The 25,502-nt window shown below is 63.0% G+C and carries 24 protein-coding genes and 1 pseudogene; 10 read left to right on the top strand and 15 right to left on the bottom strand.

Features of this window, described 5'->3' with window-relative positions:
• Positions 1–68: 68 nt before the first annotated feature.
• The gene (locus JV241A_RS13745; protein WP_134063066.1) at positions 69–1,691 is read right to left on the bottom strand and encodes a twin-arginine translocation signal domain-containing protein; all 1,623 of its coding nucleotides are present in this window, start codon (positions 1,689–1,691) and stop codon (positions 69–71) included.
• Positions 1,692–1,836: 145 nt separating this feature from the next.
• On the opposite strand from JV241A_RS13745, the gene JV241A_RS13740 reads away from it, so the two are divergent.
• Together JV241A_RS13740 and JV241A_RS27465 are read left to right on the top strand one after the other, a co-directional pair.
• Entirely contained in the window at positions 1,837–2,808 is a 972-nt protein-coding gene (locus JV241A_RS13740) for a siderophore-interacting protein (RefSeq protein WP_134063064.1), read from the top strand.
• 237 nt (positions 2,809–3,045) lie between these two features.
• Positions 3,046–3,195: a hypothetical protein gene (locus JV241A_RS27465; RefSeq protein ID WP_166675700.1), complete on the top strand. Its 150-nt coding sequence runs from the start codon at positions 3,046–3,048 to the stop codon at positions 3,193–3,195.
• A 362-nt stretch (positions 3,196–3,557) separates the two neighbouring features.
• Here JV241A_RS27465 and JV241A_RS13735 read toward each other — a convergent pair whose 3' ends face one another.
• The 6 genes from JV241A_RS13735 to pvdM form a co-directional block, all read right to left on the bottom strand.
• A complete protein-coding gene (locus JV241A_RS13735; RefSeq protein WP_233674878.1) occupies positions 3,558–6,017 on the bottom strand; it encodes a TonB-dependent siderophore receptor in 2,460 nt (819 codons plus the stop codon).
• 112 nt (positions 6,018–6,129) lie between these two features.
• Complete coding sequence (locus tag JV241A_RS13730) at positions 6,130–7,779, bottom strand: cyclic peptide export ABC transporter (RefSeq protein WP_134063062.1); 1,650 nt, start codon at positions 7,777–7,779, stop codon at positions 6,130–6,132.
• A gap of 15 nt (positions 7,780–7,794) precedes the next feature.
• Positions 7,795–9,138, bottom strand: a complete 1,344-nt coding sequence (locus JV241A_RS13725) for a SidA/IucD/PvdA family monooxygenase (RefSeq protein ID WP_134063060.1) — start codon at positions 9,136–9,138, stop codon at positions 7,795–7,797.
• A gap of 113 nt (positions 9,139–9,251) precedes the next feature.
• On the bottom strand, positions 9,252–10,115 hold the full coding sequence (locus JV241A_RS13720) for a formylglycine-generating enzyme family protein (protein ID WP_134063058.1): 864 nt from the start codon (positions 10,113–10,115) through the stop codon (positions 9,252–9,254).
• 12 nt (positions 10,116–10,127) lie between these two features.
• Positions 10,128–11,411, bottom strand: coding sequence for an aminotransferase class V-fold PLP-dependent enzyme (locus JV241A_RS13715; protein WP_115086250.1), 1,284 nt, complete (start codon positions 11,409–11,411; stop codon positions 10,128–10,130).
• Positions 11,412–11,428: 17 nt separating this feature from the next.
• Complete coding sequence (pvdM, locus tag JV241A_RS13710; protein ID WP_115086251.1) at positions 11,429–12,778, bottom strand: pyoverdine-tailoring dipeptidase-like protein PvdM; 1,350 nt, start codon at positions 12,776–12,778, stop codon at positions 11,429–11,431.
• A gap of 186 nt (positions 12,779–12,964) precedes the next feature.
• Here pvdM and JV241A_RS13705 point away from each other — a divergent pair, with 186 nt between their 5' ends.
• A complete protein-coding gene (locus JV241A_RS13705) occupies positions 12,965–13,414 on the top strand; it encodes a hypothetical protein (RefSeq protein WP_233674874.1) in 450 nt (149 codons plus the stop codon).
• Between the two features lie 41 nt (positions 13,415–13,455).
• Here the strand turns inward: JV241A_RS13705 and pbpG are convergent, their stop codons facing one another.
• Complete coding sequence (pbpG, locus tag JV241A_RS13700) at positions 13,456–14,379, bottom strand: D-alanyl-D-alanine endopeptidase (RefSeq protein WP_134063056.1); 924 nt, start codon at positions 14,377–14,379, stop codon at positions 13,456–13,458.
• Positions 14,380–14,603: 224 nt separating this feature from the next.
• Here pbpG and JV241A_RS13695 point away from each other — a divergent pair, with 224 nt between their 5' ends.
• Both JV241A_RS13695 and JV241A_RS13690 read left to right on the top strand, forming a co-directional pair.
• Positions 14,604–15,098 carry a hypothetical protein gene (locus JV241A_RS13695; protein ID WP_134063054.1) on the top strand — a complete coding sequence of 165 codons (495 nt, stop codon included), beginning with the start codon at positions 14,604–14,606 and terminating at the stop codon, positions 15,096–15,098.
• A 119-nt stretch (positions 15,099–15,217) separates the two neighbouring features.
• Positions 15,218–15,640: a GNAT family N-acetyltransferase gene (locus tag JV241A_RS13690; protein WP_134063052.1), complete on the top strand. Its 423-nt coding sequence runs from the start codon at positions 15,218–15,220 to the stop codon at positions 15,638–15,640.
• 16 nt (positions 15,641–15,656) lie between these two features.
• On the opposite strand, the pseudogene JV241A_RS13685 reads toward JV241A_RS13690, so the two are convergent.
• Positions 15,657–16,181, bottom strand: a pseudogene (locus tag JV241A_RS13685) (gfo/Idh/MocA family oxidoreductase); the annotation flags it as partial.
• 88 nt (positions 16,182–16,269) lie between these two features.
• A complete protein-coding gene (locus JV241A_RS13680; protein WP_115086308.1) occupies positions 16,270–16,452 on the bottom strand; it encodes a hypothetical protein in 183 nt (60 codons plus the stop codon).
• A 138-nt stretch (positions 16,453–16,590) separates the two neighbouring features.
• Between JV241A_RS13680 and JV241A_RS13675 the strand changes: the two genes are divergently transcribed.
• A complete protein-coding gene (locus JV241A_RS13675; protein ID WP_134063050.1) occupies positions 16,591–17,409 on the top strand; it encodes a shikimate 5-dehydrogenase in 819 nt (272 codons plus the stop codon).
• 151 nt (positions 17,410–17,560) lie between these two features.
• Here JV241A_RS13675 and JV241A_RS13670 read toward each other — a convergent pair whose 3' ends face one another.
• On the bottom strand, positions 17,561–18,205 hold the full coding sequence (locus JV241A_RS13670) for a DUF480 domain-containing protein (RefSeq protein ID WP_115086310.1): 645 nt from the start codon (positions 18,203–18,205) through the stop codon (positions 17,561–17,563).
• Between the two features lie 96 nt (positions 18,206–18,301).
• Positions 18,302–19,513 carry a serine/threonine transporter SstT gene (gene sstT / locus JV241A_RS13665; protein WP_115086311.1) on the bottom strand — a complete coding sequence of 404 codons (1,212 nt, stop codon included), beginning with the start codon at positions 19,511–19,513 and terminating at the stop codon, positions 18,302–18,304.
• Between the two features lie 214 nt (positions 19,514–19,727).
• On the opposite strand from sstT, the gene JV241A_RS13660 reads away from it, so the two are divergent.
• A complete protein-coding gene (locus JV241A_RS13660; RefSeq protein WP_134063048.1) occupies positions 19,728–20,882 on the top strand; it encodes an MFS transporter in 1,155 nt (384 codons plus the stop codon).
• Here JV241A_RS13660 and nhaR read toward each other — a convergent pair.
• Complete coding sequence (nhaR, locus tag JV241A_RS13655; RefSeq protein ID WP_115086313.1) at positions 20,872–21,768, bottom strand: transcriptional activator NhaR; 897 nt, start codon at positions 21,766–21,768, stop codon at positions 20,872–20,874. The two genes, JV241A_RS13660 and nhaR, sit on opposite strands and share 11 nt — an antisense overlap.
• A 136-nt stretch (positions 21,769–21,904) precedes the next feature.
• On the opposite strand from nhaR, the gene JV241A_RS13650 reads away from it, so the two are divergent.
• Both JV241A_RS13650 and JV241A_RS13645 read left to right on the top strand, forming a co-directional pair.
• The gene (locus JV241A_RS13650) at positions 21,905–22,147 is read left to right on the top strand and encodes a hypothetical protein (protein WP_115086314.1); all 243 of its coding nucleotides are present in this window, start codon (positions 21,905–21,907) and stop codon (positions 22,145–22,147) included.
• A gap of 32 nt (positions 22,148–22,179) precedes the next feature.
• Entirely contained in the window at positions 22,180–22,929 is a 750-nt protein-coding gene (locus JV241A_RS13645; RefSeq protein ID WP_134063046.1) for a TerC family protein, read from the top strand.
• Between the two features lie 78 nt (positions 22,930–23,007).
• On the opposite strand, the gene JV241A_RS27460 is transcribed toward JV241A_RS13645, so the two are convergent.
• Positions 23,008–23,184, bottom strand: coding sequence for a hypothetical protein (locus tag JV241A_RS27460; protein ID WP_166675699.1), 177 nt, complete (start codon positions 23,182–23,184; stop codon positions 23,008–23,010).
• A 217-nt stretch (positions 23,185–23,401) separates the two neighbouring features.
• On the opposite strand from JV241A_RS27460, the gene JV241A_RS13640 reads away from it, so the two are divergent.
• Positions 23,402–24,085, top strand: a complete 684-nt coding sequence (locus JV241A_RS13640) for a peptidase C39 family protein (protein WP_134063044.1) — start codon at positions 23,402–23,404, stop codon at positions 24,083–24,085.
• Between the two features lie 22 nt (positions 24,086–24,107).
• On the opposite strand, the gene JV241A_RS13635 is transcribed toward JV241A_RS13640, so the two are convergent.
• Entirely contained in the window at positions 24,108–25,391 is a 1,284-nt protein-coding gene (locus tag JV241A_RS13635) for an FAD-binding oxidoreductase (RefSeq protein WP_115086317.1), read from the bottom strand.
• Between the last annotated feature and the right edge of the window lie 111 nt (positions 25,392–25,502).

Below are 25,502 nucleotides of genomic sequence, written 5' to 3'. Positions count from 1 at the left end.
GCCTGCACAAACCCTGTGGGAGCCGGCCTTGCCGGCGATGGCCTGCAAAGCAGGCCCAACACAAGGAATCAGGAAACAATCCCGCGCAATGACAGATGCCGCGCATACCAGGGCCGTTGCGGTACCCGGCGTACCAGGTCGCCAATCTTGTCGTCGTCGCCAAAGGTAATGCGCAGGGCCAGCTTCATGGTCTCGACATCCATTTCCACCGATTTGCCCGGGAACATCCCTGGCGTAGTGCTGCAACCATGGGTCACCGGCCCCAACCACGGGTCATCGACTTCGACCCAGCGTCCCGGGGCAAACCACTGCACCCCATTGACCTCAAGGCGCCGCACCTGCCCCGGGTTATAGCGCTCATGGGCGCGGTACCAGTCCTCGATGCGGTCATCGATCCAGCCGTGAAAGCCCCAGAACACCGGATTCACATGGGACGAGAACGGGTCGCCGAGAAAGTCGTTTTCTGCTCCGTACCAGCGCCCGGCAAAATCGGCCGGATCACGGGCAAAAGGCACCGGCGCGCCGTTGACCGGATCGCGCGGCACCGAGGCCCAGCACATGTGCAGCCAATCGTGCAGGTTCATTTCCAGCTCCGAGCCGAACGCCCCGAGGGTCAGTCTCGACAGGTACAGCGGGTCCTGGTACTGCGACTCCCAGACCTGGAAGTTGCTGCAGAACGTCTCGCCGGCCTTGATCGCCGACACCCACTGCCCGTAGGCATTGTCGCCCGGCGCCCGCCAGCTTGGCGGTACGCAGTAGCCGTCGTGATTGTCGTAGTAGCGCGCAAAGCCCTGGCGGTCGAGCTCGACGCTCGGTTGCGGCAAGGGGAAATGTGTCCACGACGGCAGGTCCTGCATTGACCGGGCGGTACCGAGCATGTGCCGGTGCATGAACAGAAAGTCCACGCCCGAGCCATTGCGGTGCTTGCGCGGGCCACGGGCATCACGCTCCTTGTCACGCGGGCCGGGCTGCCAGCCCAGGCCGCGCAAGGCACCGTGCTTTTCTTCAGACAGCCGGTGCCACTTGTCACGGGTTGCATGCCAGAGCTGATGGAACAAACGGTGCTCGGCGCTGATCAGCCAAGCCTGCAACTGCGGCGTGTAGGGCAAGCGTTCACGGGCTTCGGGGAACAGGCGCTTGACCGCGACGAAATGGCTGTCGGCCAGGGGCAAGGCCATCGAGCGATCCAGCGGCTGCAAGCGGCCGCTGAGCGTGCCGCTGCCGGCATTGCCGAAACTGCCCCAGACCTCGTCCAGGCTGGCTGAACATTCGTAGCCAGGCCCACCCTGAGTGCTCATCAGCCGCCAGCGCACCGAGGCCGTGGAGGCACCGACCAGATCACCCAGCACCCGGTAGGCTGCCGGCGCATCACTGCCCAGGACGCTTTCGCTGTCCACGTACCCACGCAGGCCGCGGCCCTTGGCAGCGACGTCCAGGTACATCAGCACGCCTTCCCGGGGGACGCCTGCCAAGCCGCCATCGGCACCCGCGAAACGCAGCTCCCAGACCCCGCGCAACTGATCGGCCAATTGCTGGCCGGCAGCATCGGCCAGTTCGACACTGGCCTCACCCGGGGTAACGATGTCGTCTTCTGGATCATGGGTCAGTTGCTTGTGCGCGTAATAGGCGGCTGGCACGGTCGCGCCCGCCACTGCCAGGCCTGCTATGAATCCTCGTCGCGAAATCGTCATCGTCCTACCCGTATCAGCCATGAAGCAGGCCTTATCCAAGCTAGGACGTATGCTGGCGAGGGAAATTTAACCGCGGCGGCCGTCGGCTAATTCAGCAGCCAGGCGTTTCGTTTTCCAGGTACCCCCCTTGCCAGAGGTACCGCCCATGTCCGCCTCCACTTCACTGACCAACGCCCTGGGCAATGGTCTGCGCAAGCTGGCCGGCAAACCCGCCAAAGCCAGCGCCTACCGCCTGTTCGATGTTCAGCTCAAAGCCATCATCGCGCTCAGCCCGTCGCTCACGCGTTTCGTCTTCAGCGGTGAGGATGTCGCGCAAATGCACAGCCTGGCCGCCGATCAGCGCATCAAGATTTTCTTCCCCTCTGCGAATGGCCAGCCACCGCAGTTGCCCAAGCACGGCTCCTGGCAGGATGCCCGCCGTGGCCTGAGCGCCGAGCAGAGCCCACCGATGCGCACCTACACCATTCGGGCGCTGCGCCGCGAAGCGCAGGAGGTGGATGTCGAGTTTGTCCTGCACGGCGTCAATGGCCCCGCCTCGACCTGGGCGACCCAGGCCAGGATCGGCGATCGCTTGCAGATGGTGGCCCCGAACCTGGCCTTCGATGGTGATCCGGGCGGCTATGAATGGCGCCCGCCCAAGGCTCTGCGCAACCTGTTGCTGATCGGCGATGAAACTGCCCTGCCGGCAATTGCCGGCATACTCGAACAAATCGCCAGGGACCTGCCCGAGGTGGCAGTCCAGGCCTTTATCGAAATGCCTGGCGAAGCCGATTGCCTTGATCTGGCTTGCAGCCCGGCGACCGAGCTCAGCTGGTTGCCACGCGATGTACTGCACTGCACCCATGGCGAAGCGATGATTCACGCCAGCCGCGAACTGGCACGCCTTCCACCCACCGTGGCCGGAGCAGGCCTGAAGGTCAAACTGGAGGAGGTCGATATCGACCGGCAGATCCTCTGGGAACTGGCCAAACCCGGCAGCGGTGATTTCTATGCCTGGATCGCCGGCGAGTCTGCCGCTGTGATGAACATCCGTCGCTACCTGATCACCGAGCGCGGGCTGGACCGTAGCGCCCTGACCCTGATGGGCTACTGGCGCGCCGGTCGCACGTTCGATTGAGGGCCATAAAAAGGGCTCTTCACTGAATCCGGGGTTGGGGGGCGCGAGCTTATCCATTCGCTGTGGCGCTGCTGCTGGCCCCTTCCGCCTTTACGGCGGCCTACTTTTCTCTTGGGAAAAGGTAGGCAAAACCGCTTGCTCCTGCATACGGCCCTACGCTGCGCTTCGGGTCCCCTCGCTACGGCACCTTCGCTCGGCCTCCTGAAGTCGTCTTTCGCGGCGCCTGGAAGTACGTGCATGAACATCAAGATCAAGACCAAGCAAGTTGGTACTCGTTTTACCAGCGGGCTTGTCCCGCTCCTGCGTCAGCATGGCTTCGCCAACATCTGCTTTCGCAGATACGCCAGTGCAGGCGCCGCCCGTAACTTCGCGACTTCAGGAGGCTGAGCGTAGGTGTCTGGAGGGGGCTGGTGCGTAGCACCCTTCGGCCCAGGCCGAAGACGCGAGACGTAGACTTGGCGTAGCAAGTCGTAGGCCGCGATGCCCCTGGAAGGCACCGTAGCGAAGGAACCCGGAGCGCAGCGTAGGGCCGTATGCTGGAGCGAGCGGTTTTGGTTCCTTTTGCCAAGACAAAAGGGACCCGCCGTAAGGGCGGAAGGGGCCGGTAGCGGCGCCACATCGAATGGATAAGCCCACAGCCGTAGCCTCAACAACCCAACCCAACCCAACCCAAGGATCATAGCCCCCGGCAACCCGTGAAGAACCCAAAAAAAAGCCCCCTGTACAGGGGGCTTTTGTCTGTCAGGACTTCACCACTTGTAGCTGACTTCGGCGACGACCGAACGGCCTTCACCCATGTTGCACGCCAGCGAGAAGAAGCACGAAGCGACATAGTACTTGTCGGTCAGGTTGTTGACGTTGACGCTGGCCTGGGCCCCGCGCAGGCTCGGGTCGAGCTTGCCCAGATCGTAACGCACGGCGGCGTCATACAAGGTGTAGGAGGGCACCTTGAAGGTGTTCATGGCATCGCCGTAGGTGGAACCGGTGTACCGGGCGCCGACACCGATGCTCAGGCCTTGCAGCGGATCGAAGGGGAAGCTGTAGTCGGCCCAGACCGAGGCCAGCTTGGCCGGCACCTTGAACGGCTGCTTGCCTTCGTTGCCGCTGTTGCTCTTGGTCACTTCCACGTCGCTGTAGGAGAACGAGCCGGTGAGCTTGAGGTCCTCGGCGACGGTGGTGATGGCTTCGAACTCGACACCTTTGGAACGCACTTCGCCGGTCTGGATGCTGTAGCCGATGAACTCGGCGTCCGGCGTCAGGGCATTCTGTTTGGTCAGGTCGTACACCGACAAGGTCAGTTGCGTCTCGGTGCCCGGTGGCTGGTAACGAATGCCCGCTTCGTACTGCTTGCCGGTTTCCGGTTCGAAGGTCTTGCTGCCGCGTTGCGGCGCTCCGGTACCGGCGATCGGATTGAACGATTCGGAATAGCTCACATAGGGGGCGAAACCGTTGTCGAACAGGTACACCAGGCCGGCGCGGCCGGTGAAGGCATCCCAGTCCTGGTCAGCAGTTTCGACGTCGGTGAAGCGGTCTTCGGTGCGGTTGCGTGCGTAGTCCTGGCGACCGCCGAGGGTCAGCACCCAGCGATCCCATTTCATCTGGTCCTGGAAGTAGTAACCGACCTGGGTATTGCGCTGCACGGTATTGACCCAGGCGGTGTAGACCGAGGTGTCGACCGGGGCACCGTAGCTGGGATCGAACACGTTGATCGGCGTCGCGCGTCCCCAGCGTTCGTTACGGATCGACTTGCTCCAGCTGTAGTCCACGCCCATCAGGGTGGTGTGCGCGATCGGGCCGGTGTCGAAGCGTGCCTGCAGCTGGTTGTCGACCGTGAACAGATCGCCATAGGCATGGCGGATCTGGTAGTCGCGGTTTACCGAAGCGTTGGGTACGCCGTCGGGGCCGGTGACCAGCCCGCTGACCCGGGCCAGGTAGTTTTCCTGGTTGTCGAAGGTACTCCAGCGCAGGTTCTGGCGGACCGTCCAGGTGTCGTTGAACTCGTGGCTGAACTCGTAGCCCAGCGAGGTGCTTTCGACTTCTTCGGTGTCAAAGCCGGGTTCACCGATGAAGCGATCCATGGGCACCTTGCCGTACGGGCTGCTGCCGTTGACGGCGGCCCAGGGAATGGTGGTCGGGGCCAGGGCCTTGTTCTTCTGGTAGGCCGTGAGCACGGTCAGGCTGGTCTGCTCGTTCGGCCGCCAGGTCAGGCTCGGCGCCACGTAGGCACGGTCGTCGTCGGTATGGTCGTAGACGCCATCGGCTTCGCGGCCAAGGCCGACCAGGCGATACGACAGGGTCTTGTCTTCGTTGAGCGGGCCGCTGATGTCAAAGTTGGCCTGGCGACGATGACCGCTACCGCCGGAAATGGCGACTTCGCCACGCTCATAGTCGGTCGGGCGCTTGGAGATCGAGTTGACCATGCCGCCGGGCTCGTTCTGCCCGAAGAGGATCGAGGTCGGGCCCTTGAGTACCTCGACCCGCTCCATGCCGTAGGGCTCTTCGCCGATCATGCCGAAGAAACCCAGGGGGCGCAGGCGCAAGCCATCGCGGTAGGTGAACGAGATGGCATAGCCGCGCAGGAAAATGTTGTCGGCTGCGTTGCTCGCACCACCGGAGTCGGCACGCACGCCGGAGGTGTAGCTCAGGGCCTGGGACAGGCGCTGGGCACCGAGGTCGTCCATGCGCTCGCGGGTAATGACCGAGATGGCCTGCGGGTTTTCCAGGATCGGCGTATCGGTCTTGGTGCCGGTCAGGGTGCGGCGGGCGATATAGCCGGGAGTTTCACCGTAGGGTGAGTCGGAGACCAGGGTCGAGGAGATGACACTGGCATCCAGGTTCAGCGCGCCATCGTCGGTCTTGGCCAGCAGGGTCAGGGTGTTGCCATCGAGGGAGTAGCGCAGCGACGTGCCGTTGAACAGTTGCTGGACTGCCTGGGCCACGCTCAAGCGCCCCTGTACCCCCTGGGTACGCAGGCCCTGGACCGAATCAGGGCTGTAGAGCACCTGCAGGTTGGTCTGTTCGGCCAGTTGGTTGAGCGCCGCCGTCATCGACTGGGCAGCAATGTTGAAATCGTATTGCTGGGTCTGCGCCTGAGCTTGTACCGGTGCAGCGACGGTCATCCCCAGGACCACTGCGGCAACCGGCGCCTTGAGGTAATGCCTCAGCAGCAAGGCGTGGGTGAGGGGTGTAAGTGAATGGCGAACCTGCACGAATGAATGCTCCCAAGGTGGCAAGTGGTAATAATTTTTATTAACTTTCAATGAAACGCACGAGCGGGGCAAAACCGTACAAATATTTTTCCGGGAGTTTGCCCCGCTCCGGTCAGACGGGCTCGAGCGCCGTGCTGACGTGGCCGCGTTCCATGCGCACCAGTTGGTCGGCAACGCCGAAATAGCGATCGTCGTGGGAGATGACGATGATGGTTTTACCCAGACGCTTGAGGTCGGGCAGCAGCTCGGTATAGAAGATGCGGCGGAAGGTCGGGTCCTGGTCGGCGGCCCATTCGTCGAACACCAGGACGGGCCGCCCCTCCAGCCAGGCATTGAGCAGGGCCAGGCGCTTGCGTTGTCCGGTGGACAGGTCGGTGGTGCTGAAGGCGCCATTGTGGATACTGACCTTGTGGGCAATTTCAAGCCGCTGAAGGTACTTGTCGGCATCCTTGGGGACGCTCTGCGTGCCCTCGACCAGCTCGTCGAACAGGTAGTAGTCGGCGAAGATGGTCGTGAACAACTGGCGGTAGTCATCCCGGGTTGCCGCCACCACGGCCTCGCCGTTGACCGCGATATGCCCTTGTTGCGGTTCGTACAAGCCCAGCAGCAGCTTGATCAGGGTTGTCTTGCCGCAGCCGTTTTCGCCGACGATGAACACGATCTCCCCGGGCGCCAACTGCAGGTTTACCGGGCCGACACTGAACGGTTCGACGCCAGGGCTGGCGGGGTAGGTGTAACGCACATCGACCAGTTCCAGGCTGTGCAACGTCGTTGCGGCAGGTGCTGCAGCATCGAGCAGCAGGTGCGGCTCGGGCGACGAGAACTGCTCGGACAGCTCGGCGATGCGCCTGAAGGCAATCTGTGCGCGGCTGACAATCGGCAGGGTGGTGATCAAGTGTTCCAGCGGGCCTTTCATGTACAGCAATACCAGCACGAAACCGCTCATCACCGTCTTGTCGTTGCTCGGCCAGAGGGATTGCAGCGTCAGCGCCAGGCCGATCACGACAAAGAACAGCATCGAGCCAAGGCTCTTGGCGATGACAAAGGTGTTGATCGAACGCACCTGGGTATTGCAGATGCTGTCAGCGGTGCGACGAATGCCATCGATCAGCATGCGTTGGCGCCGGGGGCGGTGCATGCGCAGTTCCTTGGCGCCCTCGGCAACCGCATGATAATGCTTCTGCAACTGGTCCTCGGCTTCGCGCGCCGCCACGAAGCCACGGATGCCGCGTGCCCGGGCCACGTACTGGATGGCCGTGCCCAGGCCGATGGCAACCAGGATCAGCAGGAACATCGGCAGCGACAGCCAGGCCAGATAGCCCAGGCAACCCAGGGTTACCGTCAGGGAAATGGCCAGCGGGGCAAAGGCATAGGCAAAATCGCTGACAGTGTCGACGTCATGAGTCAGCACCGGGATCAGGCGGTGGCTGCGGTAGCGCTCAATTTGCTCGATGGGCGCCGACAAGACCTTCTCACCGAGGCTCTTGCGCAGCGCGGCAATGACATGCTGACCGACATAGTTGGTGCCGATGTCCGAACAGATACTACTCAGCAACGCCACCACGCAGAGTCCGCAAAAAGCCAGCACCACGCCCTGGCTGAGGCCGTTCTCGGCGTGCAGGCCATTGTTGATGGTCGCCAGCAGGGCCGTGACCGACAGGCCGCCGAGCATTCCCAGCAAGGTGGCAAGGCCAACGGTCGGCCAGAATGGCTTGAGCAGGGCAAAGAGTTGGCGGATCGCGCCGGGTGGGTGATTGCTCATGACGCGGTTCCTGTTTCAGGCGCGGGAGAGGGCGACGATGTCGGCCTGCAGGGGGACGGGCTGCGCTTTGTGCGCCAGGCTGTGATACAGCGACTGGCCGATTTCCGCTGCACGGGCAGGCAGCACCGAAAGCAAGGTATCGCTCAAGCCATGGGACGCTTCGCAGAAACCCTGCAGGTAGACCGCCGCCTGCAGGTCGGGGCTGGCCAGGGCGCGATAGTCGCGATCGACGCTGAAGTCCTCCAGGTAACCTTGCAGTGGCGCCAGCAGTTCGCGATGAGAGCGGCGCTCGTAGCCGGTCGCCAGGATCACTGCGTCATAGCGGTGGGTCTGTTGCTGGTGGGTGGCCAGGTCCTGCAGGGTCAGCTCGATGCCCTCGGCGGTGGCGGTGGCGCACTCAACCTGGCGCCGGCACAGCACGGCATGGCGGAACTGGTGCGCGACTTTCTGCCGGTAGAGGATGCCGTAGATGCGCTCGAGCAGATCGACATCGACCACCGAATAGTTGGTGTTGTGATACTCGTCGATGAGCTTCTTGCGCTCGGGGTGGCTCTGGTTGAACACCAGGTCGGTGTACATCGGCGCGAAGATCTCGTTGACGAACGGACTGTCGTCGGCCGGCTTGAGGGCCGAGGCGCGCACGATCATATCGACCTTGACCGACGGGTAGCTGTCATTGAGGTCGATGAAGGCTTCGGCGGCGCTTTGTCCCGAACCGATGATGGCGATGCGCATCGGCTTGCCCTGGGCGCAGGGCAGTGCCTCAAGGCTGCTCAGGTAGCGCGAATGGTGAAACACCCGCGGGTCATCCTTGAACGAGGTGAAGGTTGCCGGCACCTTCGGCGTACCGCCGGTGCCGACCACCACGGCGTGCGCCAGGCGGCTGTGTTCGTGGCCGTGGGCATCGCGGGAAATCACGTTCAGGTGTTGCACCTTGCCGGCCTCCAGCACCGGTTCGATCCGCGCCACTTCCTCGCCGTACTGCGCCTGGTTGGCAAAGTGCTCGGCGGCCCAGCGCAAGTAGTCGTTGTACTCCAGGCGGCAAGGATAGAAGGTGCCCAGGTTGATGAAATCGACCAGGCGCTGCTTCTGGTGCAGGTAATTGACGAAGCTGTAGGGGCTGGTGGGGTTGCGCAGCGACACCAGGTCCTTGAGGAAAGAGATCTGCAGTTCGCTCTGGGTCGCCAGGGTATTGCCGTGCCAGCGGTAATCGACCTGTTTGTCGATGAACAGCGCATCGAGGGCGTAGCCATTGGTCTCGGCGAGCTCTTCCAGGGCAATGGCCAGGGCCAGGTTGGAAGGGCCGAAGCCCACGCCGATGAGGTCGTGGACCTTCTTGGAGGTAAGGGTCTGGCTCATGCTGTGATTCCTTGAAGTGTCGAGGCGGGCGCATCGAGGAGGCGGCCCCAGGGCCTGCGGGAGTACATCGATAGGACGAGCAGGGCGGGGCACAATTTAGCCAGCGCGGCGGCTTAGAGTTCGCGTACCAGGCGTACCCCGATCCAGTCGCCACGGTTGTCCGGGACACTGGCGTTACGGTTCCCCGAGCGCGAGAAAATCGGCGCCTCGCCCCAGTCGTTGCCGCGGATCACCACCACCTTGCACTCGGCTTGTTGCCAGGCGCTGCCGTCATTCGGGGCGCCTTCGTAGCTGTCGTGATAACAGTCGGCGACCCACTCGTAGACGTTGCCGTGCATGTCATACACACCCAACGCATTGGCCGGGTAACTGCCCACTGGCGAGCTGAAACTGAAGCCGTCCTTGGGCCCGTACACGTTGGCGTTACGGCTGATCTGGTAGTCGCCATTCGGGTCCAGCTCGAACGGGAACGGCCCGCTGCTGCCGGCGCGGGCGGCGTACTCGCGCTCGGCTTCGCTGATCATCCGGTAGTGCTTGCCGGTCTTTTTCGTCAGCCAGTCGGCATAGGCCTGGACGTCGTGGTAGCTCATGCACACCGCCGGTTGCCGCGGGCCTTGTTGGTAGCGCGGCTTGCTGGCCTTGCACTCGCGACCCGGACGGCTGTCGCCGTCGGCGATCTTGACGCCGGACTCGCGCAGGTAGGCGTCCCATTCACCGGCCGTGACCTGGTAGCGGCTGATGGCGAACGGCTTGGCGAAGGTCACGCGGTGTTGCGGGCCTTCATCGGCCTGGCGGCCGGGTTCGTTTTCCGGGGTGCCCATGGTGAAGCTGCCGGCCGGCAGTACGAGCATTTCCGGGCAGCTACTTTTGCAGTCGCGAAACACCTTGCCAGGTTGTGGCGCCTCGGCGGCGTGTGCGGTAGCGATGCTGGCCACCAGGGCGAGCAGGGATAACGGGAAGCGCAGGGATGAGGACATGGGAAAGCCTTTTCAGAGTTTTTTAACCAGCAGGGCCATGGCCCGATCGATTTCCTGCTCGTTGTTGAGCAGGCCCGGCGCCATGCGCAGCACCGGGCCGACATCGCGGTGCACGGCATCGACGACAACGCGTTGTTCGTTGAGGTAGGCGGCGATGGCGTCCGGGTCGCGATCCTTGATGCGCAGGAAGGTGAAGCCGGCAGAAAATTCGCGGCTCTGCGGCGTCACCAGTTCGATGGCGCTGTGCTCCTTGAGCTGCGCCTTGAGGTAGTCGTTGAGTTGATGGATGCGTTGCTCGACATCGGCCTTGCCCAGTTGCAGGTGCAACTCGAAGGCCTTGCCCAGCGCCCAGCGGTGTTCGAAGGCGTGGTAGCCGCCGGGGGTCATGATGGTGGCGAAGTCTTCGTCTTCGGAGAAGGTCGCGAAGGTTGGCACCAGGTGCTGCATTTTCTCTGAGGCGGCGCAGATGATCCCGGTGCCGCGCGGGCCGAACATCCACTTGTGGGTGCCGGCGATAAAGTAGTCGCAGTTGAAGTCGGCGAAGTTCTGGTTCTCTACGCCGAAGCCGTGCACACCATCGATCACATACAGAATGCGCTCGTTTTCATCACGATCACGGTTGTGCTGGCGGACCAGCTTGCCAATCTCGCCGACCGGCAACTTGACCCCGCTGCCAGAGTGCACCCAGGTCATGCCGAGCACCCGGGTGTTGGGCTTGATGGCCTGGTCGAGCGTGCTCAGCAACTGGTCGGTGGACAGCTCCCGCGGCTGGTTGAACAGGCGCAGCTTGCGCACCTGGGTGCCCTGGCGCTGCTGGCGAAAGCCGAGGATCCTGTTGGTCGAGTAGTGCTCGTGCTCGGTGGTCAGGATCTCCTGGTCGGCGCGCACCTTCAGGCCGCCGTAGATCATCCCCAGGCCTTCGGTGGTGCTGCCGGTCAGGGCGATCTGCCGGGGTTTGACCTGCAGGTAACGCGCAGCCCAGTCGCGCACTTCGCCTTCGCGCTTCCACTCGCTTTGCGTCTCCCAGTCGACCCAGCTGGCGGGATGGCGGTCGATCTGCGCGCGGTAGTAATCGATGGCGTCCTGCACCGGCTTGGGGTGGGCGGTAACCAGGAAGTTGGCAAAGTGGGCATAGCTCGGGTCCAGCGGAAACAGCTGGCGCAGTTGCTGCCATTTGTCCTTGCCGCTCAGCGGCGGTGCGCCCGCAGCCAGGGCATCGGGCAGCAGCGAGCCGGCGAGTGGCAGGCTGGCGGCGAGTACCCCGGCCTGCTTGAGAAAGGTACGGCGGTCAGTCATGTCAGGCGCTTTCCGGCTCAAGGGGTGGCAGTGGTGGCAACGGGCTGGGCGCTTTTTTGCACCTGTTCCCACACGCGCAGGAAGTTGCCGGCCCAGAGCTTGCCGATATCGGCCTCGGAGTACCCGCGGGTCAGCAGTTCGGCGGTGACGTTGCGGATCTCGCTGACATCCTTGAAGCCATCCAGGCCGCCGCCGTCGTTGAAGTCGGAGCTGATGCCGACGTGGTCGATGCCGACCTTTTTCACCGTGTAGTCGATGGCGTCGACGAAGTCCTTGAGCGTGGCTTTGGGCTCTTGCTCGAGGATGCCGTAGAGGCTGCTGGCATACTCACCAAAGCGCGCCTCCGGCCAGATGGCAATTACCGCGTCGCCGGGCATCAGGGCGTTGGCCAGGCCCTGCAGCGGTTGCAGGTCGAAGCGCACGCGCAGGGCTTCGAGCTTGTCCAGGGTCGGCTTGGTCAGGGGCTTGAGGTACTGGCCGAAACCGACCACCTGGATCACCCCGCCGCTGTCCTTGATCAGTTGCATCTCTTTGTCGCTGAGGTTGCGCGGAATATCCACCAGGGCGCGCGGCGCCGAGTGCGAGGCGACGATCGGTGCATGGCTCAGGCGCGCGACGTCTTCCAGGGCCAGGGTCGACATCTGTGACACATCGATGATCACCCCCAGCTCGTTGAGGCGTTTGACCGCCTGCTCGCCCAATGGCGACAGGCCGCCGAGGGCGTCGGCGGTGTCATTGAAGAACGGCAGCGGGCGCGACGAGTCGGCCCAGTCGTTGTTGCCGGTGTAGCTGAAGCCGAACATGCGCATGCCGCGCTGGGCCCACAGGTCCAGCTGCGACAGGTCGTGGCCCAGCGGATAGGCATTGAGCATGCTGATGAACACGGCGAACTTGCCTTCGCCGTTCAGGCGGCGGAAATCATCCGGGGTGTAAGCGATGCCGACCTGGTTGGGGAAGTCGCGGACCATGTTGCTGATGATCTTGTAGCGCACTTCCTGCTGGTGCCGGGCTTCGTCGACAAAACCCGGGGTAGGGCGGTGCGGGGCATTCGGGCCGTTCCACAGTTCCGGCCAGCCGAAGATGGTCAGGGCCGCGCCGGACAAGCGTCCTTGCCCGGCCTTGACCAGGTCGAACTGGCCGTGCCCGTTCTTGTCGATTTCATTGCCGGCGCTGCCCAGGTTCAGCGGCACAGTGACATGGCTGTCGAATGACAGCATGTGTTCATGCAGGGCATTGGCTTGCTCGACGATCTGGCGCGGGTAGCCGTGCTGCGGCTTGAAGTACAGGTAGCCGGCGGTTGCAGCGGCCACTGCCAGGGCCAGGGGCAGGCCGATGTAGAGGACTTTGCGGAAACGGGATTTGGTCATTGCCATCTCGACACTGGGCTGATCGGAACGGTTTGCCCGGTGCACTGGCGTGCCGGGGGCAAAGCTCGGGTATCAGGAGGGACGAATGGCGGCAGGGCAAATTTATCCAGAGGCCCGCCTGGCTCAAGTTTCAGCCTGCGCGGCCGATAGCCGGGTTAACCCCAATACCATCAGGACGATAGAAACATGGCAGGTTTTAGCGCCGTATCAATCAACGGGACCCCACTGAACAGCGGCATCAACACCGGCATCACCGTCACCGGCCAGGAAAGGCAGGCCGGGATGGAAGCGGCGGGCGTGGTTAGCGTCGACCTGTCCAAGGTGCGTGATAGCGGCAAGGCCGAAGAGGCCAAGGAAAAGGAAGACGCCGGTGCCGGCGAAGAACCGGCACACATCAAGCAATTGCGCGAGATGATCAAGAAAATGCAAAAACAATTGGCCGAGCAGCAGAAACGCTTGCAGGAGGCCATGGCCAGCGACATGGAGCCGGTCCTCAAGGCTACGGCTGTCGCTGCCGCGCAATCGGCAGTGGGCGCGACCACGGCGTCGATCGCAAACGCCACGGCGGCGCTGCTCAAAGCGCTGACCGAAGCCGGTGGCAGCAGCTCGGGCTCGCTGGTCAGTACCAACGCCTGACGTTTGAAACAGGGCCTGTGCATGCACAGGCCCTGTCGTTTTCAGTCAGCCATCTGGCGGTTCTGCGTGCGCTCGGACTTGTAGCGCATGGCCACCGCCGGCGCCGGCTTGGTACTGCCGGTCTCCAGCCACTGGCGCATGCGGCTGGCATCGGCAAAGTGGGTGTACTTGCCGAAGGCATCGAGGATCACCATGGCCACCGGGCGGTTGTCCATCTTGGTCAACAGCACCAGGCAGTGGCCGGCATCGTTGGTGAAGCCGGTCTTGGTCAGCTTGATATCCCAGTTGCTCTTGTTGACCAGGTGGTCGGTGTTGCGAAAGCCCAGGGTGTAGTTGGGTTTTTTGAACGCCACGGTCTGCTCGCGGGTGGTGCTCAAACTGCTCAGCAGCGGGTAGTTGCGCGCCGCCATCAGCAGCTTGCTGAGGTCGCGGGCGGTGGAGACGTTGCTGGTCGACAGGCCAGTGGGCTCCACATAGCGGGTGTGGCTCATGCCCAGGGCCCTGGCCTTGGCGTTCATCGCCTTGATGAATGCGTGGTAACCGCCCGGGTAGTTGTGCGCCAGGGTCGAGGCGGCGCGGTTTTCCGACGACATCAGGGTGATCAGCAGCATGTCCTTGCGGTTGAGCTGGCTGCCCAGCTTGACCCGCGAATACACCCCTTTCATTTCCTTGTTCTGGGCGATGGTGACCGTGAGCATCTCGTCCATGTTCTGCTTGGCGTCGAGCACCACCATACCGGTCATCAGCTTGGTCACCGAAGCAATCGGCACCACCCGGTCGGGATTGTTGGCGTAGAGCACCTTGTTGGTTTGCAGATCGATCAGCAGGGCGCTGCCGGAGGCCAGGTGCAATTTCGCTGGATCGCGTTGTTGCTGGGCCGGGGGTTGAGCAGCAGCGGTCGACGTGAGGGTCGCAGTACCTGTGAGCAACAGGAGCAGGCTAAGAATCGAAAGGGAAGTTTTCACGTTGAGGCTCACTAAAAGTTGTTATGTCGTTGGCTGTGCAAGGGTTTTCCCCCAAAAAACCGCTGCATTCTGGAGTATGGCCCAGATCCTGTCGATTGCCCTGCATCCGTTGGGCGGATCATGAAAAAGATTTAATCCCGTACCCATTTTGTACCCACCAGTTGAGTATTCCAGCTTCCCGATTTTCACTATCATCAATCAACTTGCGACACAGGGAAGATCAAATGTTCAAACGTTCTGCTGCATTAGTGCTCGTGGCAATGGCGCTTTCTGCGTGCCAGCCGAAATGGAAGGAGATGACAGAAGAGGAGGTCAAGCAGCAGCGCGAGTTTGCCGAAGCGTTATGGGCCAAGGACAGGGCCAAAAACCCCAGCTATGAAGAGTGGCTCAGTGGGCAGATCAGCTCCAGCCGCTCGGCAGAACAGAACGTGGTGCAATTGATGTCCAGGTCGCTTGAAAGGTGTCTGGACAGATACGTCGAAACCTCTCCGGTCGGCTGCAGCAAGCGCTCGGTGCCCATCGTCGACAACTACTACTTTGACCATTACTACACTTCCAGCAAGAAACCACCGGCAGGGTACCTGACGGTCAGCCATGCTTACCTCAAGTGGTCCTCGGCGATGGAAGCGATCGCGCTTGAGGCATCCTGGCATGTCATTTCGGAACGCGCCCTGCAAGCGCGCGAGGCCATTTCGCGGGCATCGTTCCCAGGGCTTTGAAGGTTTGCTCCGGAGTCGTTGCTCAGTGCTGTTCAGGTTTCGATGATGTCGAGGATGGCTGGCACTGATGCGTATTTGTTACTGTCGTGACCTTCTTTGGTCAACCGGACGACCTCCTCATGACAGTCAGCATCGAGTTCACTCAAAGCCCCACCGAGCAGCACCGCGAAGCCATCCTCCAACCGTTGCGGGCCTATAACATCAGCCAGGCCGGTGAGCCTCGTTTGCAAACCATCGCCTGGTTGCTGCGCGACCCTCAGGGTGGCGAAGTCATTGGCGGGTTGTACGGCAAGATTTCTGCCGGGTGGATGTTCATCGAGCTGCTCAGCGTGCCCGAATCCTTGCGCGGCCAGGGTGTAGGACGCCAGTTGATGATCCAGGCCGAGGCGCAGGCACGAAGCACGGGCTGTACCGGTATCTGGCTGGATACCTTCAGCTTCCAGGCACCGGCGTTTTACCGCAAGCTCGGTTTTACCGTCTTCGGTGAGCTCGCCGACTATCCGTCGGGGCATACCCGCTACTTCATGCGAAAGCTGCTCTGAGACCGGTGAAAAACGATCATTGGCGGCCCAGAATCCGATCCATCACCCAGTCGGTCTTCAGCGCTTGTGCTGCGACTGCCGGGTGCCTGGCCTCACCGCGAATATGCGCATTCATGCCCAGTACATGATGCCACTGGATGTGCTCGGGGTTGGCGATCTGCAGGCTGAGCTGTTGGTCGGCGTCCAGGCGTACCGGGTATTCGTCGAATACCGAGAAGCCTATCCGGCCTTTGCTGCCGATGATATCCACGCGGTCTTCGCGTCGGTCGGCAACGAAGTTCCAGCAGCCCATGCCCAACGCGCCACTGGCGAAACGCCGGTCCAGGTCATGGCTGGCAAAGTCGGCAAAGTAGCCGCCACCGGCGATTTGCGGATCGGTGCGCCAGTTGGGGCTGGCGCTACGGTCGCCATCGGTAGGTGGTTTGGTCAGGGTCCAGCTCAGGTGCCGGACTTCGCCAATCCGGCCGTCCTGCAGCCATTGGCGGACTTGCTCAAAGCGCGGTAATGAACGCCGGTAGTAAGACACGATAGCAATCCCCGCCAAACGGATCGACCGCCCATAAAAAGCCCCGCCAAAGGGCGGGGCAAGGGGCTGTGCGGAGCAACGCACGATAAAACGGTGGCTAGCCTCAGGCTTGCAGGCCGGGGCCTTCGAGCCGGTCGGCGAGGGCCTGGGCGGCGGGCAGCGAGGTTAATGGCCCGGAGATCGCTTCGCCATTGCGCACCAGGTACCAGCAGGCCAGCAAGCCCAGCTCCCTGAGCGAGGTGGGGACGGCGCTGCCGATGACGGACATGATGTTGATAGGGGCCATTGTGGGTTCCTCCTGCGAATCATGGGCCTACCTTAACGGCCAGTGCCTGGCTGTTGAAATCAACCTGAGTGATAGTGAACATCATCGCCATGCTTGGCGTTTGGGCATAATGCCGATTCGCTTGAGGGGGAGAATCAAATGGCAACTGTTCCAGGCAAAGACACCGTGCTGTGCATCTCGCTGGCCGGGCGTCCGGGCACCTTTGGCGTGCGCTTTCATAACCATCTGTATCAGCAGTTGGGGCTGGATTACTACTACAAGGCCATGACCACCCAGGACCTGCCGGCGGCGGTCGCGGGTATTCGCGCGCTGGGTATTCGCGGTTGCGGCGTGTCGATGCCGTACAAGGAAGCCTGCATGGCCCTGGTCGATGAAATCGACCCGTCGGCGGCGGCCATCGAGTCGATCAACACCATCGTCAACACCGACGGTCATCTCAAGGCCTACAACACCGATTACCTGGCTGTACGTCAGCTGCTGGCGCAGCACCGGATCGATCCATCCACGGCCTTCGCCCTGCGCGGCAGTGGCGGTATGGCCAAGGCGGTGGCCAGTGCCTTGCGTGATGCCGGTTTCACCCAGGGCATTATCGTCGCCCGCAATGAACAGGCAGGCCGCCAGTTGGCCGATAGCTGCGGGTATCGCTGGCAGGCGCAGCTGGGCGACCTGTGCCCGCCGATGCTGGTGAATGTCACGCCGATTGGCATGGCCGGTGGGGTCGAGGCAGAACAGTTGGCGTTCGCGCCCGAGGCGATTGCGGCGGCCCAGCAGGTGTTCGATGTGGTGGCGATGCCGGCGCAGACACCGTTGATCGTCGAGGCCCAGCGCTTGGGCAAGCCGGTGATTACCGGGCTTGAGGTGATTGCCTTGCAGGCGCTGGAGCAGTTTGTGCTGTACACCGGGGTGCGGCCGACGGCGGAGCAGGTGGCGCGGGCGGTGGCGTTTGCCCGCGGGTAGTGCGTAGGCCCCATCGCCGGCAAGGCCGGCTCCCACAGTGGATCTGTGTACACCAAACCCTGTGGGAGCTGGTTTGCCACAATGGATCTGTTGGCACCAAACCCTGTGGGAGCTGGCTTTGCCAGCGATGGGCTGCAAAGCAGCCCCGGGTTTACTCGAACTGCGCCAAGCGCTCTTCCAGCGCCGCGATCCGTGCTTCCAGCGCTTCAATCCGCTCTACCGACACTGCGCCGCCGGCCGAGCGCTCCGGCCCTTGCTGACGCGCCGCCAGAATCGCCTCGATCTCGGCCGGATCCCCCAGTGCATGGGTATAGCGATCCTCTCGCTGCCCGGCCTGACGCGGCAGGTGCAGGGCAAAGCCGCGGGCGATCAGGCGCTCGAGCTGGTGCACGACCTGCTCGGCATCTTCGAACTCATGCATGCGGCTGCTGCGGGTCAGCAGTTCGTTAACGGTCTGCGGCCCGCGCAGGAACATCAGCCCGAGCAGGATCACCTGCGCCGGTACCAGCTCCAGGGCCTTGTCCACGCGTTGCTCCCAGCGGTCGGCGCGGCTGCCCATCTGCAGGCGGGTCAGGCCCTGGCCTTCCAGCGCGCGCAGGGCTTGACCGACCTGGCCCTGGCTAAGGTTCATCACCGGCTCACGGCTGGTCTTCTGGTTGCAGGCCAGCACCAGGGCGTTGAGGGTCAGGGGGTAGGTTTCCGGGCTGGTGGCCTGTTTTTCGATCAGCGAACCGAGCACGCGAATCTCGGTGCTGGTGAAGCGGGCGTCGGAAGGGGTTTCGTGTTCGGCGGACATGGCCCTGTCTCTATGCGAAGAAAGGCCTCTAGCCTAGGTGCGCAACAGGGTAAAACACAAGCAGCCGGTGCAGGACGCACCGGCTGCCGGTCAGGCTCAGGCGGCCTGGCGTTCCTCGGCCAGGCAGGCCGCGGCGGTAAACAGGACGTCGGTGGAGGAGTTCAGCGCGGTTTCCGCCGAGTCCTGCAGCACACCAATAATGAAGCCAACGGCCACCACCTGCATGGCGATCTCGCTGGGGATGCCGAACAGGCTGCAGGCCAGCGGGATCAGCAGCAGCGAACCACCGGCTACGCCCGAGGCGCCGCAGGCACACACGGCGGCGACGACGCTGAGCAGGATCGCGGTAGGGATGTCGACGGCAATGCCCAGGGTATGCACGGCGGCCAGGGTCAGCACGGTGATGGTGATGGCTGCGCCGGCCATGTTGATCGTCGCGCCCAGCGGGATCGACACCGAGTAGGTGTCTTCGTGCAGGCCGAGTTTTTCGCTCAGGGCCATGTTCACCGGGATGTTGGCCGCCGAGCTGCGGGTGAAGAAGGCGGTGATGCCGCTTTCACGCAGGCACAGCAGTACCAGCGGGAAGGGGTTGCGGCGAATCTTCCAGAAGACGATGATCGGGTTGACCACCAGCGCCACGAACAGCATGCAACCGATCAGCACGGCCAGCAGGTGCAGGTAACCGAGCAGGGCGTCCAGCCCGGACTGCGCCAGGGTCGAGGCGACCAGGCCGAAAATCCCCAGCGGCGCGAAGCGAATCACCACGCGCACGATCAGCGTCACCCCGTTGGACAGGTCGGCAACCACCGTCCGCGTGGTTTCCCCAGCATGACGAATCGCCACGCCGAGGCCGATGGCCCAGGCCAGCACGCCGATGAAGTTGGCGTTCATCAACGCGCTCACCGGGTTGTCGACCACGCTCAGCAGCAAACTCTGCAGCACTTCAGTGATACCGCCGGGTGCGCTCAGGGCAACGTCCGAGGTGCTCAGCGCCAGGTTCGAAGGGAAGGCCATGCTGGCGATCACCGCGACCACAGCGGCAGCGAAGGTGCCGAACAGGTACAGCACCAGGATCGGGCGGATATGGGTTTCCGTGCCGTGACGGTGGTTGGCGATGGAAGCCATGACCAGGATGAACACCAGGATCGGCGCCACCGCCTTCAGTGCGGAAACGAACACCTTGCCGACAAAGCCGAGGCTGGCGGCGGTGTCGGGGGCGAACACCGCCATGGCGATACCGGCGACGAGGCCGATCATGATCTGGACCACCAGGCTGGTGCGGTTCAACAGGTTTAGAACAGGGGTCATGTCAGGTGTTTCTCTGTCTTGTTCAGGGGCGGCGGGCGAACCACGGCGCTGGAGCATGGGGCACCTGGCGGGGCAGGGCCGAGAAAAAGGGCGCGACTTTAGCACAGCAGGGCACATTTAGTGATTGCGCTGTGTCAGACGGTAGGGCGGGCGTGTAGTATGCGCGCCCTTTGCAAACGGCCCTGGCCGTTTTTTGTTTAGCTGCGGAGTGTAGATGTTACTGCCTATTTTGTTGCTGGCTGCGGCCGGCTTCACTGTACTGACCACCGAGTTCGTCATCGTCGGCCTGCTGCCGGGCATTGCCCGCGACCTTGAGGTCAGCGTGTCCCAGGCGGGCCTGTTGGTGACCCTGTTCGCCTTCACCGTGGCTTGCTTCGGCCCATTCCTCACCGCCTGGGCGGCGCGCTTCGAGCGCAAGCGCCTGTTCGTCGGCATTTTGCTGGTGTTCGCCGCGTCCAACGCCCTGGCGGCCATGGCCGACAACCTCTATGTGATGGGCGTGGCGCGCTTGATCCCGGCCTTGGGTTTGCCGGTGTTCTGGGCCCTGGCCAGTGAAACGGCAGTCGACATCGTCGGCCCGGCCTATGCCGGCCGGGCCATTTCCAAGATCAGCTTCGGCGTAGTGTGCGCCACGGTGTTCGGCATTCCGGTCGGTACCCTGATCGGCGACGCCCTGGGTTGGCGCGCGGCCTTTGCGGTGCTGGCGTTGCTGGCCCTGGCCAAGGCCTTGCTGCTGTTCCTGTACCTGCCACGCACGCCCCGGCATAACCAGGCCACCTCGCTGCTTGGCCAGTTCGGCATCCTGCGCAGCCGCCTGTTGCAAGGCCATGTGCTGCTCTCGGTGCTGGTGTTCAGCGGCATGTTCACCGCCTACACCTACCTGGCCGACATGCTCGAGCGCCTGGCCGGCTTTGACGGCGCGCTGGTCGGCTGGTGCCTGATGGGCTTTGGTGCGGTCGGCCTGATCGGCAACAGCCTGGGTGGTCGCGCGGTCGATCGGCATCCGTTGAAAGCCTCGGCTGCCTTCTGTGCCCTGATGATGGTCGGCATGATCGCCGTGGTGCCAGCGATCCATACGGTGTACGGCTTGGGCCTGGCCCTGGCGATCTGGGGCATGACCCAGGCGGCGCTGTTTCTGGTCAGCCATGTACGGCTGATCAAGGCCGCGCCCCAGGCACCGGCCTTTGCCGCTTCGCTGAACATCGCCGGGGCCAACCTGGGCATAGGCCTGGGCGCGGTGATTGGCGGGCGGGTGATCGATACCCTGGGCCTGGCCAACCTCGGTTACGCCGCCGCCATCCTTATCGGCCTGTCGGTGCTGCTGGCGCTGGGGCTGACAAGCCCGCGCCTGCAACCGGCTACCAATTGAACAACTGGCGTCGGGCGCCTTCGGTGATGGCGACAATGCCCGGGTGCTTGACCTTGCGCTCCACCGAGATGGCGTAGAACGACTCGTTGACCGCGTCGGTCTGGCCGATCAGTTCGACGCCATACTGCTTGCACACCTCGTCGGCAATTACGCTGGGGGCGATGAAGATACCGCTGCCGGATTGGCCGAAGGCCTGCATCAAGGCGCTGTCGTCGAACTCGCCAACGATCCGAGGTTGCAGTTGCTGCTCGGCAAACCAACGCAGCAGGCGGCTGCGCACCACGGTTTCCTGGCCGGGGATCAGCAGCGGCGCGTGTTGCAGGCAGGCCGGGAAGTTGCGCCCGTACTGCTCGGCCAACACGGGCGTTGCAAAAAAGCTGATGCCGCATTCACCGAGCTTCTGGCTGTAGCCCTTGATGTCCAGGTGACTGGGCATGGGGCTGTCGGAAATCACCAGGTCCAGGCGCTGGATCGCCAGGTCCGCCAGCAGCCGTTCGAGTTTGTCTTCGCGGCAGCTCAGGCGCAGGGCGTCTTCCATGTGCATGGTCGGTGCCAGCAGGCGATAGACGATGGATTTGGGCACCACGTCCGCCACCCCGACCCGAAACAGGATCTGCTGCTCATCAGGCCGGGCCCGCAGCATGGCTTCGAGCTCGCCGCCAATCTGGAACATCTGTTCGGCGTAGGTCAGGGTTTGCCGGCCGCTCTCGGTCAGCTCCAGCTGCCGCCCGACCCGGCGGAACAACTCGATGCCATAGGTTTGTTCGAGTAGGGTGATCTGCCCGCTGATGGTCTGCGGGGTCAGGTTCAACTGCTCGCAGGCCCGCACGATGCTGCCGGTCTTGGCCACCACCCAGAAGTAATGCAGTTGCCGGTAATTGAGCATGCTGATTCCCGATTCGTAAAAACCGAAGTATAACCGCTGAAAATACGAATTTTCCTGATGTATTCAGCTCTTTAGAATCCCTTGCCATCACGGTGCCCCTGAATGAGCACCGATTTAATTGCACGGAGATCCACAGATGCTTCACTTCAAATCCATCGGTACACCCCTGGTGTTGCTGCTGGCCCTGCTGGCCATGAGCGGTTGCGAGCAGGCGGAAAAGTCCGCCCAGCAGATGCTCAACCAGGCGGCGGAGTCGGCCAAGGAAGCCATCGATAAAACCAACGAAGCCGCCCAGCAGGCCCTGAGCGAAGCCACCGGCTCCGAAGGCAGCGACAAGGCTGGCAAACCCGAGCGCGACGACAGCGCCCAGGACATCTGACCCACCCCTTACCCCGATGCAGGATTTGATTCATGGAATACTTGTTGGAACTCGCTGCAAGCCCGACCGCCTGGGTCGCCCTGGCCACCCTGGTGGCCATGGAGATCGTCCTCGGTATCGACAACCTGATCTTCATCTCGATCCTGACCAACAAGTTGCCTGAAGAATTTCGCTCCAAGGCGCGGCGCATTGGTATCAGCATGGCGCTGGTGATGCGCCTGGGCCTGCTCAGCACCGTGGCCTGGATCGTCCAGCTCACCGAGCCGGTTGTCGATGTGTTTGGTCATACCTTCTCCTGGAAGGACATGATCCTCATCGCCGGTGGCCTGTTCCTGCTGTGGAAAGCGACCAAGGAAATCCACGAGAGCGTCGACCCGCGCGCCCAGGCTGAAGCCAAGGCGTCGTCGACCATCACCCTGGGCTTTGCTGCGGCGATCGGGCAGATCCTGGTGCTGGACATCGTCTTCTCGATCGACAGCATCATCACCGCCGTGGGCATGACCGAGCACCTGCCGATCATGATCATCGCCGTGATCAGTGCCGTGATCGTGATGCTGGTGGCAGCCGACCCGCTGGCCCGGTTCATCAACGATAACCCGACCGTGGTGATGCTGGCCCTGGGCTTCCTGATCATGATCGGCATGACCCTGATCGCCGAAGGTTTCGGTGCTCATGTACCCAAGGGTTATGTGTATGCGGCGATGGCCTTCTCGACGGCGATCGAGGTGCTCAACATCATGTCGCGCCGGGCACGCTTGAAGCGCGAGGCGGTTGAGGGCTGATAAAGCTCATCGCGGGGCAAGCCCGCTCCTACAGTTCCTGTGGGAGCGGGCTTGCCCCGCGATGCTTTCAAACGATTCCTAATGCGCCCCGGCATGCCGGCGACTACGCCGCGCAGGTACCGCGTCCTTGCCTTCGGGCTGAATACGATGATGCGGATGATGACGCCGGGCGATGCGCAACACCCCCCAGAGCATGGCGGCGGCGACGCTCAACCAGGCGCCGACCAGCATCAAAATTGCCATTGTCAGGCTCATGTGTGCCTCCTTAGGTCCGCGGCAAGGCAACAAGGCTCGCCAACGCGGACACGTCTTCAGTCTAGCCCGTTGCATGTTGCAGGCTATTGACCGATGGTCTAGAGGCTTGGGCCGCTTTGTTCTAAGCCTGCGGCGGGCTATACCCGAGGCGCGCGCCAGCCTATGATCAGCGCTCAGGGCCGGGCAGTGGCTGCCGGCCGTCATCGAGCGAGTGTTCATGCCTCCACTGACTTCCCTAATCGGCTTCACCCCACGCCGCCTGCTGGCGGCCTGCGCGGTAGGCCTGGCCCTGGCCGGTTGCGCCAGCCAGCCGCCGTCCCAGCTTAAAAACCTGCCGCAACGGGTCGAGATCGGCTCGGTACCGTTCTACCGTGGCGAAGCCAACCAGAGCGCATCGATGGCCCTGGCGGCATTGCTGTCGCAACAGGGTGTACGCATCACCCCAGGATTGCTCGACGAGTCGTTGGGCCTGCCGGAGAACGTCGACAAACTTGAAGGCTCGATCCAGCGGGTTGGCCGCGAATACGGCATGGTGGTCTATCCGCTCGACCCGCGTCTGGAGGCCTTGCTGGCGCAAGTCGCGGCGGGTAATCCGGTATTGCTGCGCTTTCAGGAAGGTTCGGCGTTCTGGAGCGAGCCGCGCTATGCCTTGCTGGTCGGCTACGACCGCTACAAGCAGCGGGTATTGTTGCGGGCGGGGATGAACCGGCGCCTGCTGATGGAGTTCGATGACTTCGAATCAGCCTGGCAGAAGCAGGGGAGCTGGGCGGTGTTGGTCCAGCAGCCGGGCCAGTTGCCGGCCGAGGTCGACCGTCAGCGCTGGCTGAAAGCGGCCAATGACCTGGCCCAGGCGGGCCAGGAACAAGCGGCCCGGCAGGCCGTCAGCGCCCTGGGGCAGTGACGGCGCAGGCCGGGCAGGGCGATTAGAAGCCCAGACGATCGCGCAGGCTGTAGTACCAGGCGCCCAGGGCGCTGAACGGTACGCGCAGCAGTTGGCCACCTGGGAACGGGTAGTGCGGCAGCTCGGCGAAGGCATCGAAACGTTCGGCCTGGCCACGCAGGGCCTCGGCCAGCACCTTGCCCGCCAGGTGGGTGTAGGTAACGCCGTGGCCACTGCAGCCCTGGGAGTAATAGATGTTGTCGCCCAGGCGACCCACTTGCGGAAGGCGCGACAGGGTCAGCAGGAAGTTGCCGGTCCAGGCGTAGTCGATCTTCACGTCCTTGAGCTGCGGGAAGGCCTTGAGCATTTTCGGGCGGATGATCGCTTCGATGTTGGCCGGGTCACGGGCGCCGTACACCACGCCACCGCCGAAGATCAGGCGCTTGTCGCCGGTCAGGCGGTAGTAGTCGAGCAGGTAGTTGCAGTCTTCGACGCAGTAGTCTTGCGGCAGCAGGCTGCGCGCCAGGTCTTCGCTCAGTGGCTCGGTGGTGATCACCTGGGTGCCGCAGGGCATCGACTTGGCCGCCAGCTCCGGCACCAGGCCGCCGAGGTAGGCGTTACCGGCAACGATGATGAACTTGGCGCGCACTTTACCTTGTGGGGTGTGCACTACCGGGTTGGCGCCGCGCTCGATGCGGATGGCCGGCGATTGCTCGTAGATCTTGCCGCCCAGCGACTCGACCGCGGCGGCTTCGCCCAGGGCCAGGTTCAGCGGGTGGATGTGGCCGCCGCTCATGTCGAGCATGCCGCCGATATATTGGTCGCAGTCGACCACTTCACGGATGCGCTTCTGGTCCATCAGCTCCAGCTGGGTGTGGCCGAAGCGTTCCCACAGGCGCTTTTGCGATTCCAGGTGGCCCATCTGCTTGGGTGTCAGGGCGGCGAATACGCCACCGTCCTTGAGGTCGCACTGGATGTTGTATTTGGCCACGCGCTCACGGATGATGCGCCCGCCCTCGAAGGCCATGTGGCCCAGCAGTTGCGCCTGCTTGGGGCCGACGGTGCGTTCGATGACGTCGATGTCGCGGCTATAGCTGTTGACGATCTGCCCGCCGTTACGGCCCGAGGCGCCGAAGCCGACCTTGGCGGCTTCCAGCACGGTGACCTTGAAGCCGCTTTCAAGCAGGAACAGGGCGCTGGACAAGCCGGTGTAGCCGGCGCCGATCACGCAGACATCGGTCTGTACCTCTTCCTGCAGCGCCGGGCGCGGCGGAACCGGATTGGCCGATGCGGCGTAGTAGGACTGAGGGTAGGGGGTATTGGCCATGCTGCGAAACCTCTGTTTTATATTTTTTACGACTGTACCGATGCTATCAATAATAATAAACACCCGCTAGTCGTGTGTTGAAAATCCTTTACCCCGGGTTTTCGCAAATAC

This window comes from Pseudomonas sp. JV241A (assembly GCF_900275665.1).
Taxonomy (GTDB): domain Bacteria; phylum Pseudomonadota; class Gammaproteobacteria; order Pseudomonadales; family Pseudomonadaceae; genus Aquipseudomonas; species Aquipseudomonas wadenswilerensis.
Note: the sequence above shows the minus strand (reverse complement) of the source record. Positions and strands in the feature narration are given on the sequence as shown.

Excerpts from the sequence above, each read along its gene's own strand:
- JV241A_RS13740 (WP_134063064.1), top strand. The coding sequence starts at position 1,837 with ATGTCCGCCTCCACTTCACTGACCAACGCCCTGGGCAATGGTCTGCGC.
- JV241A_RS13715 (WP_115086250.1), bottom strand. The coding sequence starts at position 11,411 with ATGACTGACCGCCGTACCTTTCTCAAGCAGGCCGGGGTACTCGCCGCC.
- JV241A_RS13635 (WP_115086317.1), bottom strand. The coding sequence starts at position 25,391 with ATGGCCAATACCCCCTACCCTCAGTCCTACTACGCCGCATCGGCCAAT.
- JV241A_RS13650 (WP_115086314.1), top strand. The coding sequence starts at position 21,905 with ATGCTTCACTTCAAATCCATCGGTACACCCCTGGTGTTGCTGCTGGCC.
- JV241A_RS27465 (WP_166675700.1), top strand. The coding sequence starts at position 3,046 with ATGAACATCAAGATCAAGACCAAGCAAGTTGGTACTCGTTTTACCAGC.
- JV241A_RS13680 (WP_115086308.1), bottom strand. The coding sequence starts at position 16,452 with ATGGCCCCTATCAACATCATGTCCGTCATCGGCAGCGCCGTCCCCACC.
- JV241A_RS13645 (WP_134063046.1), top strand. The coding sequence starts at position 22,180 with ATGGAATACTTGTTGGAACTCGCTGCAAGCCCGACCGCCTGGGTCGCC.
- JV241A_RS13675 (WP_134063050.1), top strand. The coding sequence starts at position 16,591 with ATGGCAACTGTTCCAGGCAAAGACACCGTGCTGTGCATCTCGCTGGCC.
- JV241A_RS13745 (WP_134063066.1), bottom strand. The coding sequence starts at position 1,691 with ATGACGATTTCGCGACGAGGATTCATAGCAGGCCTGGCAGTGGCGGGC.
- JV241A_RS13730 (WP_134063062.1), bottom strand. The coding sequence starts at position 7,779 with ATGAGCAATCACCCACCCGGCGCGATCCGCCAACTCTTTGCCCTGCTC.
- JV241A_RS13720 (WP_134063058.1), bottom strand. The coding sequence starts at position 10,115 with ATGTCCTCATCCCTGCGCTTCCCGTTATCCCTGCTCGCCCTGGTGGCC.
- JV241A_RS13705 (WP_233674874.1), top strand. The coding sequence starts at position 12,965 with ATGGCAGGTTTTAGCGCCGTATCAATCAACGGGACCCCACTGAACAGC.
- JV241A_RS13695 (WP_134063054.1), top strand. The coding sequence starts at position 14,604 with ATGTTCAAACGTTCTGCTGCATTAGTGCTCGTGGCAATGGCGCTTTCT.
- JV241A_RS13690 (WP_134063052.1), top strand. The coding sequence starts at position 15,218 with ATGACAGTCAGCATCGAGTTCACTCAAAGCCCCACCGAGCAGCACCGC.
- nhaR (WP_115086313.1), bottom strand. The coding sequence starts at position 21,768 with ATGCTCAATTACCGGCAACTGCATTACTTCTGGGTGGTGGCCAAGACC.
- sstT (WP_115086311.1), bottom strand. The coding sequence starts at position 19,513 with ATGACCCCTGTTCTAAACCTGTTGAACCGCACCAGCCTGGTGGTCCAG.
- JV241A_RS27460 (WP_166675699.1), bottom strand. The coding sequence starts at position 23,184 with ATGAGCCTGACAATGGCAATTTTGATGCTGGTCGGCGCCTGGTTGAGC.
- JV241A_RS13670 (WP_115086310.1), bottom strand. The coding sequence starts at position 18,205 with ATGTCCGCCGAACACGAAACCCCTTCCGACGCCCGCTTCACCAGCACC.
- JV241A_RS13640 (WP_134063044.1), top strand. The coding sequence starts at position 23,402 with ATGCCTCCACTGACTTCCCTAATCGGCTTCACCCCACGCCGCCTGCTG.
- pvdM (WP_115086251.1), bottom strand. The coding sequence starts at position 12,778 with ATGACCAAATCCCGTTTCCGCAAAGTCCTCTACATCGGCCTGCCCCTG.
- JV241A_RS13660 (WP_134063048.1), top strand. The coding sequence starts at position 19,728 with ATGTTACTGCCTATTTTGTTGCTGGCTGCGGCCGGCTTCACTGTACTG.
- JV241A_RS13725 (WP_134063060.1), bottom strand. The coding sequence starts at position 9,138 with ATGAGCCAGACCCTTACCTCCAAGAAGGTCCACGACCTCATCGGCGTG.